7 protein-coding genes and 3 tRNA genes are annotated in these 8877 nt (G+C 65.1%); 3 read left to right on the forward strand and 7 right to left on the reverse strand.

Annotation, left to right across the window (positions count from 1 at the left end):
* Positions 1-1248 (reverse strand): hypothetical protein (locus M3498_17300; GenBank protein MDQ3461024.1); only part of this gene is annotated, 1248 nt, incomplete at its 3' end.
* Between the two features lie 91 nt (positions 1249-1339).
* On the opposite strand from M3498_17300, the gene lon reads away from it, so the two are divergent.
* The 3 genes from lon (at position 1340) to rpsI (ending at position 4747) form a co-directional block, all read left to right on the forward strand.
* Positions 1340-3733 (forward strand): endopeptidase La, encoded by a 2394-nt coding sequence (gene lon, locus M3498_17305; GenBank protein MDQ3461025.1) that lies wholly within the window; start codon positions 1340-1342, stop codon positions 3731-3733.
* Positions 3734-3927: 194 nt separating this feature from the next.
* On the forward strand, positions 3928-4353 hold the full coding sequence (rplM, locus tag M3498_17310; protein MDQ3461026.1) for a 50S ribosomal protein L13: 426 nt from the start codon (positions 3928-3930) through the stop codon (positions 4351-4353).
* Between the two features lies 1 nt (position 4354).
* The gene (gene rpsI / locus M3498_17315) at positions 4355-4747 is read left to right on the forward strand and encodes a 30S ribosomal protein S9 (protein MDQ3461027.1); all 393 of its coding nucleotides are present in this window, start codon (positions 4355-4357) and stop codon (positions 4745-4747) included.
* A 279-nt stretch (positions 4748-5026) separates the two neighbouring features.
* Here rpsI and M3498_17320 read toward each other — a convergent pair.
* From M3498_17320 to M3498_17345, 6 genes are all read right to left on the reverse strand, one after another.
* A tRNA-Thr gene (locus M3498_17320) sits at positions 5027-5101 on the reverse strand.
* A gap of 48 nt (positions 5102-5149) precedes the next feature.
* A tRNA-Phe gene (locus M3498_17325) sits at positions 5150-5225 on the reverse strand.
* Positions 5226-5364: 139 nt separating this feature from the next.
* Positions 5365-5439 (reverse strand) — tRNA-Asp (locus tag M3498_17330).
* A 158-nt stretch (positions 5440-5597) separates the two neighbouring features.
* Positions 5598-7490, reverse strand: a complete 1893-nt coding sequence (gene dxs / locus M3498_17335; GenBank protein ID MDQ3461028.1) for a 1-deoxy-D-xylulose-5-phosphate synthase — start codon at positions 7488-7490, stop codon at positions 5598-5600.
* 199 nt (positions 7491-7689) lie between these two features.
* Positions 7690-8379 carry a hypothetical protein gene (locus tag M3498_17340; protein ID MDQ3461029.1) on the reverse strand — a complete coding sequence of 230 codons (690 nt, stop codon included), beginning with the start codon at positions 8377-8379 and terminating at the stop codon, positions 7690-7692.
* A gap of 200 nt (positions 8380-8579) precedes the next feature.
* A partial coding sequence (locus tag M3498_17345; GenBank protein MDQ3461030.1) for a hypothetical protein occupies positions 8580-8877 on the reverse strand: 298 nt, incomplete at its 5' end.

Consider the following 8877-nt stretch of genomic DNA (forward strand, 5'->3'; position numbering starts at 1 on the left):
GGTCACGGTTACCGTCTTACCCTCTCGCTCGAGCGTCGCGCCCGACAGCGCAACCCGTAGACCCGGCAGCTCGAGCAACAGCGTGCCCCCCTTATGTGAGGGCACCGGCTCGGCCTCGAGTCCTGTCACGGTGAGCCCCCGAACGCCGCCAAAGAGCGGGTGCGCGCCGGCAGCCTCGGTCAGCGCCGAGCGGTCCATGATCTCGACTGTCCCGGCGCGGTTGCCGAGAGCAAGGAAGCGAGTATGGAGCACCTGAGCGCCACCCAGACGCCTGACGTTCATTGGGTCGAAACCCTGCGGCCAAAGCGGTTCCACCGTCACCAGCTCGAGTATCCAGCCGGGCCGGTCGAGAAAATTTGCCAGATCGTTCGCGCGTCTTGCCTCCATCCTGGCGACCTCGGCGCCCGCCCATGTTGCGGCAGCCTCGAGCTCTTGGGCAGTGAACAAAGCCGCCTGGTCAGCTTCACCCTTTAGGATGCCCCGCAGCAGGTCGTCGAGGAAGAGGTCCGGTTCGGCGTCCAAGCTTTCCTTCCATCCGGTATTGAAGCGGTCGAGCAGGTTCGCCATCATGCGGCCGCTGCTGTAGAAGCGCCGCCTCACCGCTTCGGACGGAACCGCGCCGCCGTCCGCCACCGGCCTCACCAGTGACTCCAGGTAGTAGGCCAAGCCCTCGTAACGCTCCAGTTCGCGCTCATAGCGGGCGGCGCCCTCGGGGAAGTCCCGGAAGCGCTCGCGGCGCAGCTCGAGAAAGGCGCGGATCCACGCCAGGCTTTCGCCTCGCGCCCTCGCACCTGACGCGCGCCTCAAGGCCTCGGCCTCGAGCGCTTGCAGCCTCAGCAAGCCAGCCTCCTCTACGGGATAGGTGAAGAGCTCCGCCTCGTTGGCGCGCCAGTGGGGATAGCGCGACGCCTGAAAGACGTGAAAGGCTTCGTGAAGCATCATGGCAGCGACATCCTGGACGGAGGCCCCGGCCAACGCGTTCAACATGACTACGGCAGTGAGAACGCCGCCCACTTCCGCGGCTGTATGCGCCTGGACCGAAGGGTGACGTCCCCGAAAGACAGCGGCCTCCGAGCCTTCCAAGGGCTCGAAACCCTGGGGCGGCCTGGGATGGCCAAAGAGCCAGGTCGCCTCACCGTCGTAGAGCAGGGCAGGCAGCTCGAGCGGCCTGAAGCCCGGCCAGAAGGGCTTGACCACCAGCCGTCTGAACTCGGCGACGGCCTCTAGGGGAGGAACTGCGGCAGGCATGGGCTCATTAAACCACAGCCTCCCCCTAACTTGCCCCTTGCGTTAGCCACCTTACGGTAAAGCGCACGCCACTGGTGCTTTACTAGGGAGCATGGAATGGGAACTGCCCGTAATAGCTATGAGAACCCAGGTGGTCATGCCGAAGACGCTCGAAAACGTCGATGTCGGCAGGCCCAAGTCCAAGCGCGCCTTGGAGGAGGCGCAGGCGGCCGACAACCGCGTGCTCCTGCTTGTCCAGCGCGAACCCCGCGTGGACGACCCCAGCGGCGACGACCTCTACGCGGTCGGCACCCTGGGCGTCATCAAGCAAGTTATCCGCCTACCCGACGACACCCTGCAGGTGCTCGTCGAGGGGCGTGAACGCGCCGAAGTCGAGAGCTACCTGCCCGGCCCCACCCTGCGGGCGCGGGTCGTCACCCGGCCAGAGAGCGGTAGCCAGGGCGACCAGGCGGTGCGCGCCATGATCGAACAGGTCAAGGCCGCCTGGGAGCAGTACGCCCAGCAGAACAAGAACCTGCGCCTCGACTCCTTTCACATGGAGAATATCCGCGGCTTAAAGGACGGCGGCGCCCTGGCCGACACCATCACCAAGTACTGCACCTGGGAGGTCCAGGACAAGCAGGCGGTCTTGGAGGAGACCAATGTCGGCGCCCGGCTCGAGCTCGTCTACGGCTACCTCTCGCGCGACCTGGAGCGCTTCGACACCGAAAAGCAGATCTCGGCGCGGGTCAAGCAGCAGATGGACTCCAACCAGCGCGAGTACTACCTGCGCGAGCAGATGAAGGCCATCCAAAAGGAGCTCGGCGGCGGCGAAGAGGTCGTAGCCGAGGTCGAGGAACTGCGCAGCAAGGTCAGGGAAAAGGGCATGCCCAAGGAGGTCGAAGAGCGCGCCATGAAGGAGATCGGCCGCTTGGAGAAGATGTCCGGCGCCTCGCCCGAGGCCACCGTGGTCAGGACCTATCTCGACTGGCTCACCGACCTGCCCTGGGCCGAGCGCGACGACGAGCACCTAGACGTCAAGCACACCCATAAGATCTTAGACGAGGACCACTACGGCTTGGAAGAACCCAAGGACCGGATCCTCGAGTTCCTGGCCGTAAGGCAGCTCACCAAGGAGATCAAGGAGGCCGATTACAAGGCGCCGATCCTCTGCCTGGTGGGCCCTCCCGGCGTCGGCAAGACGAGCTTGGGCAAGTCGATCGCTCGCTCGCTGAACCGCAAGTTCGTGCGCATGAGCTTGGGCGGGGTGCGCGACGAGGCCGAGATCCGCGGCCACCGCCGCACCTATATCGGCTCCCTGCCGGGCCGCATCATCCAGGGGATGAAAACGGCCGGCACGGTCAACCCGATCTTCCTCTTGGACGAGGTCGACAAGATGACCGCCGACTTCCGGGGCGATCCCTCCTCGGCGCTCCTGGAAGTCTTGGACCCCGAGCAGAACAATACCTTCGCCGACCATTACCTGGAGGTCCCCTACGACCTCTCCAAGGTCATGTTCATCACCACCGCCAACACCCTGCAGACCATCCCGCGGCCGCTTCTGGACCGCATGGAGGTCATCCACATACCGGGCTACACCTTAGACGAGAAGATCGAGATCGCCAAGCGCTACCGCCTGCCCCGGCAGCTCAAGGAGCACGGCTTGGACGGCAGGCTTACCGTCAGCGACGGCGCTCTGCGCAAGCTCGTCACCGAGTACACCCGCGAGGCGGGGGTGCGCAACATGGACCGCAACATCGCCAAGCTGGCCCGCAAGTCGGCCAAGGAGTTCCTGGACGAGCCCTGGGAGGGCATGCGCAGGGTCGACGAAAACGAGGCGAGACGGCTTCTGGGCGTGCCTCCCTTCCGCGACGAGATCGCCGAGAAGGAGCCGCAGGTCGGCCTCGCCCACGGCCTGGCCTGGACCTCGGTCGGCGGCGTTCTCCTAGACATCGAAACCGTCAGCCTGCCCGGCAAGGGCAAGGTCAACCTGACCGGCCAGCTCGGCGACGTGATGAAGGAGTCGGCGCAGGCCGGCATCGCCTACCTGCGTAGCCGCACCGCTGAGTTCAACCTGCCCGCCGACTTCCACGAGGCGCGCGACCTGCACGTCCACTTCCCCGAGGGCGCCACGCCCAAGGACGGCCCCAGCGCCGGCATCGCCATCGCCACCTCGGTGGTGAGCGCGCTCACCCGCCGCCCCGTGCGCAGCGACATCGCCATGACCGGCGAGATCACCCTGCGCGGCCGGGTCCTAGCGATCGGCGGGGTCAAGGAAAAGCTCCTGGCCGCCCACCAGGCGGGCATCAACCACGTCATCATCCCCGAGAGCAACGAGGCCAACTTGGAGGACGTGCCCGACGCCATCCTAGACGAGCTGACGGTCACCACCGTCAAGGACTTCGACGCGGTCTTAGCCATTATGCTCTTAGATGAGGACAAGGCGAGCGACTTCACCCCCCCACCCAGGCCCAGCGAGAAGCCGGCCGACCAGCCGACGGCTTAAGCCAAAGAACCCCAGGCGAGATCGAGCCGGGCGCTCCCAGCCGGCGCCCGACTTTTGTCTCACCGCGCTCTCTTTCTCATGAGGCGGTGCGCAGCGGCCTTTACTAGCACTGTGCATTCGTGCTACACTCGCCTTTGGCGTCTTCTGGCTGCTCGATCATCCAGCCGGTGCGCGCCCTCAAGCGGAGGAATCAGGTGAAAACGTACTTTCCCAAAACGACCCAAAACGACTGGGTATTGGTCGATGTTCGAGGCCAGACGGTCGGCCGCATCGCCACCCAGATCGCCCAGATGTTGCGCGGCAAGCACAAGCCCGACTACACCCCCAACCAGTTGGGCGGCGACTTCGTCGTCGTCGTCAACGCCGGGAAGCTGGTCTTCACCGGCAACAAGCTCGACCAGAAGGTCTACACCCGCTACAGCGGCTATCAGGGCGGTTTGAAGGAGATCCCCGCCCGCACCATGCTCGAGAAGCACCCCGAGCGCCTCTTGGAGCGCGCCGTCTGGGGCATGCTTCCCAAGAATCGCATGGGCCGCAAACTGATCCGTCGCCTCAAGGTCTATAGCGGCGACGAGCACCCCCACGACGCGCAGCAGCCGCGCGCGCTGGAACTGAGGTAAGATGATGGAGCAGCAATACTACGGAACAGGCCGGCGCAAGGCCGCCGTCGCGCGGGTCTTTCTTAGGCCGGGCAGCGGCCGCATTACCGTCAACGGCAAAGATTTTCAGGAGTACTTCCGCGGCATCCTGGCGGCGGTGCAGGCGCTCGAGCCCCTCAAGGTGACGGGCGCCATCGGCCGCTACGACGCCCTGGTGACGTTAAAGGGCGGCGGCCCTGGCGGTCAGGTGGACGCCGTCAAGCTGGGCATCGCCCGCGCACTCCTCAAGGTAAACCCCGAGTTCCGCGGCCAGCTCAAGTTGGGCGGCTACCTCACCCGCGACGCTCGCGAGGTCGAGCGCAAGAAGTACGGTCTGCACAAGGCTCGGCGCGCGCCGCAGTACAGCAAGCGCTAAAGACAAAACCGCAAGAACGAGTGGAGGCTTCGGCCTCCATTTTTATGGAAAGCAGCTCGTTTTGCCTGCGAGACGAGACCTAAGCTTTTGACAGCATGGTGACCAATGGTGACGTCAGCATGCCGGAAGCATAGGTCGACGACACTGTCAGAGCAAGTGACACGCTTTTCAAACGCATGCCGTCACCTTTGCGGAGAGCCTGAAACGTAAATTGGCCTCTCAAAACAAGAGCCCACAACCGCGGGCTTCCTTTTATCACGTCCATGACAGCTTTTCTCTTGGAGCCAATGGTCGGATTTGAACCGACGACCTATCGATTACGAATCGATTGCTCTACCTCTGAGCTACATTGGCATGTTTGGAGGTAGCCCCTTGACCGTATCAAGATACTACCTCCCACTTTGGTGGCCAAGGGCAGAATTGAACTGCCGACACTACGATTTTCAGTCGTATGCTCTACCAACTGAGCTACTTGGCCTCGCAGCCGGGTGGGCGGTGAAGACCACTCCCCTCGACGCGAACCGTAGTTTAACCCAAGAGGCCGAGTTTGACAAGCCACCAGGAAACCTCGGCGCTCGCTTGTTAGCACAAAAATTCGCCGCATAAGCGGCGGAATGTGGCGGAGACGACGGGATTTGAACCCGCGACCTTCCGCGTGACAGGCGGATATGCTAAGCCTTCACTACGGCTCCAAATCGCACGCCCAAGGCTGGCCTCGAGAACGCGGAGCATGATGCCGACGACTGCTATATTCGCTGTCAATACCACGCTGATAGCGGGTCGGTGCCGTCGGGCGGAGGCGACTTCCTGCACGGCTCGAGACCGCACCCCCAGCTGCACACTCAGTGGGCTAGCCGCTGACCAGCTTGCGGGCCGCTCGCGGCTCCTTGGTGCGGACACCCAGGCTCTCGAGCGCCCTCAAGATACCCGCGGGACTCAGGTCGAAGCTCGCGTGTTGCGCTTTGGGTTCGCCGTGCGGCACCACTACGTCGGGCAGGCCGAGCCGCCTGAGCGGCAGCTTGAGGCCGTGGTCGCTGAGCGCCTCGGCCACTGCCGCACCGAAGCCGCCCTGAAGCGCGTGGTCCTCGACGGTCACAAAGGCTTTGGCGTGGCCGGCAAGTTCCTTCAGCATGGCCAGGTCGAGGGGCTTGATAAAGCGAGCATTGATCACACCGACGTGCGGGAGGTCCCTGGCAGCCTCGAGCGCATAGCTCAGCATCGGCCCGATCGCCAGGATATAGGCATCTTCACCCTCCTTGAGCCTTTCCCATGTACCCCAAGAGATCTCGGGCCAGCTCGACACGGGCGTGTCGGGCGGGGCGCCCACACCGCCGCGCGGCCAGCGGATCGCCTTGGGGCCACCCAGCTCCAGGGCCGCCTTGAGCATGGCGCGCATCTCAGCGGCGTCCTGGGGCATGGCGACGCTCATGTTGGGCAGCGCCCGCATAAAGGAGATGTCGTAGACGCCCTGGTGGGTGGCGCCGTCGCCGCCGACCAGGCCGGCGCGGTCCACCGCGAAGACGACGTCCAGGTTCTCCAAGCAGACGTCGTGAACCACCTGGTCGAAGGCCCGCTGCAAGAAGGTGCTGTAGATGGCCACGACGGGCTTCTCGCCGCGCAGGGCCAAGCCGGCGGCCGTGGTCACCGCCACGTCCTCGGCGATGCCCACGTCGAGGTAGCGGCCCGGGTGCTTCTGGCTGTACTCGACCAGGCCGCTGCCCTCGCGCATCGCCGGGGTGATGACCCAGACCCGGTCGTCGCCCTCGGCCAAGCGGATGGCGGCGTCGCCAAAGGCGTTCGACCAGGTGTAGCCCTTTTGCGCCTTTATCGGGTTGACCGAGTCGAACTTCGACGGGCTGTGCCAGTAGATGGGGTCGCTCTCGGCCAGCTTGTAGCCCTTGCCCTTGGCGGTGACGATGTGGAGCATGGTGGGGCCGTCCAGGGCGCGGATATGGTCCAGGTAGTAGATGAGCGCGTCCAAGTCGTGGCCGTCGACCGGGCCGACGTAGCGCAGACCCATGGCGTGGAAAGGATTTTCACTGGCCGGGTCGAAAAAGCGCCGGGCGGACTTTTTAGCCCGGCTGGCAAGGTCGCCGAGCGGCTTCCAGACGCGGCTCAGGGTCCGCTTGCCGCTCTCCTCGGCGTTTTGGAACCAGGGCTGGACCTGGAGCGTGCGCATATAGCGGTTCAAGGCTCCGACGTTCTCGCTGATCGACATCTCGTTGTCGTTCAAGATGATGGTCATGCGCGGCCTCACGTGGCCGATCTGGTTCAAGGCCGCAAGCGCCAGCCCCCCCGTCAGGGCGCCGTCGCCGATGACGGCGACCACCTCGTAAGGGGCGCCGCGCGCGTCCCTCGACAGGGCCATGCCGAAGGCAGCCGCCAGACTGGTGCTGGCGTGGCCGACCGTCAGGGCGTCGTGCGGCGACTCGCTGGTGCAGGGAAAGCCCGCCAAGCCGCCCGGCTGACGGATGCTGTCCATCAGGTGCTTGCGGCCGGTGAGGATCTTATGGCCATAGGCCTGGTGGCCCACGTCCCAGACCAGCCGGTCGGTGGCGGAGTCGTAGAGGTGATGAAGGGCCACGGTGAGCTCGGCGGTGCCCAGGCTCGAGGCCATGTGCCGGCCACCCAGCGAGCAGACGCGGACGATCTCGCTGCGGAGCTCCTCGGCGAGTTCGTGCAATTCCTCTCGGCTAAGCCCTTTCAGATCGGCAGATTCGTTGACGCGTGCTAGTACGGACACAATCTCTTCTCACCCCGGTATGGACGCCTCAGATACAAGCCCATTGGAGGGTGGGCACGTTGGCGCCACCTTCTTGTGCTCCTTATGGCTTATGATCCTTCACGGTCAGCCTCTCCCACTGCTGCCTAATCTTGTATCCAGTCTAACAAGCGCTCCCCGCAGCCTCTGTATTCGCCAACGCTGTGTCGCCCAACAAAGTCTAGGGTCGGTTCTGCGCGAAGTTGCCGTCCACCAGCAAGTAGCCGGTGCGCGTCCTCACCTCGCCCACGAAGGGCGCGAACCACAGCTCCTGCTGGACGGTCTCGCCACGCTCGCCCTCGCCGGCCTGCTCGGCGACGAGGTTGATGACGTAGACCTCGAAGCCGCCCGCCGCCACGCTGACGGCGCGGTGATCGACCACGCTGTAGCGGTAGTCGAGGCGCAGCTCGGCGCGCTGGTTCTCGGCCCGCGCCTCGGCAAAGAAGAGCCGGGCGGTGGTGGTGCCGCCCCAGCTCGAGCCCGTGTGCAACGCGCCCTCGGACGGCAACTCCTGGATGGGTGGATCGTAGTCGATGACCGCGCCCGGCCGCGTCTCGCGCACGAGTTGGACGCCGGACGGACCGTAGCGGCGGTAGTAGGTGGTGTCCAAGCCGCGGCCCACCAGCCGCGTGGCGACGAGCACTTCGCCGCCGAGCATGACCGGACCCTCGACTCGCTGCACGACAGGCGCGGCGTCGAGGCGCTCACCGTCGCGCAGGTAGGACCAGACGACCCCGGTCTGATGCGGATAGTAGCTGAGCCGCTCGGCGAGTTGCCGCACCTCGACTCGGCCCGGGTCAGGCACCTGGGGCGCGCAGGCCGCGAGGTGGGCCGCAAGGACGAAAAGCGGCAGGAGGATGCCTCGGCGCATGGTGCCAATTTACCCTGGCGTTCTCTGAGGAAGCTATGAACGATACACCCCGTGCCCGCACACGCCTTAAGGGCGAGCGGCACGTGGTGTGAAGCGCCAGAAGGAAGACGGCCTGCTTCTGTTCCGTCTCCTGGCCTCTCCAGAAGTCTTATCCGTACCACAAGCCTTATCTGTAGCCGCTTGGCTTTAGGGGACCCTGCCTAGGTGACCTCCCTGACCTCGCGGAAGGCCGCCTCGAGCGCGTCCAGCTCGAAGAGCGCGTCCTCGAGCTCGTCTTGCAGCCCTCCGCTGGGGCCCAACCGCGCCGCGCCCGTCAAGACGCCGTAGACCTTGGCGCGCAGGCTTCGCAGGCCGGTCACAAAGGCCTTCAGCTCCTCCTCGACGGCCCCGGCGGTAGCTTGCGTCTCGGCGTGCACAGGCTCGTCCTTAGAGAGCCTGAGCAGGTAGGCGGCGAGCATGGTGCCCTGCCGCGCCTGCGGCAGGGCGGCGGCGATGAGC

The sequence above is a fragment of the Deinococcota bacterium genome, from assembly GCA_030858465.1.
GTDB lineage: Bacteria > Deinococcota > Deinococci > Deinococcales > Trueperaceae > JALZLY01.

Bases quoted from the DNA above. Each gene is read 5' to 3' on its own strand.
- lon (MDQ3461025.1), top strand. From the start codon at position 1,340: ATGGAATGGGAACTGCCCGTAATAGCTATGAGAACCCAGGTGGTCATG.
- M3498_17340 (MDQ3461029.1), bottom strand. From the start codon at position 8,379: ATGCGCCGAGGCATCCTCCTGCCGCTTTTCGTCCTTGCGGCCCACCTC.
- rpsI (MDQ3461027.1), top strand. From the start codon at position 4,355: ATGATGGAGCAGCAATACTACGGAACAGGCCGGCGCAAGGCCGCCGTC.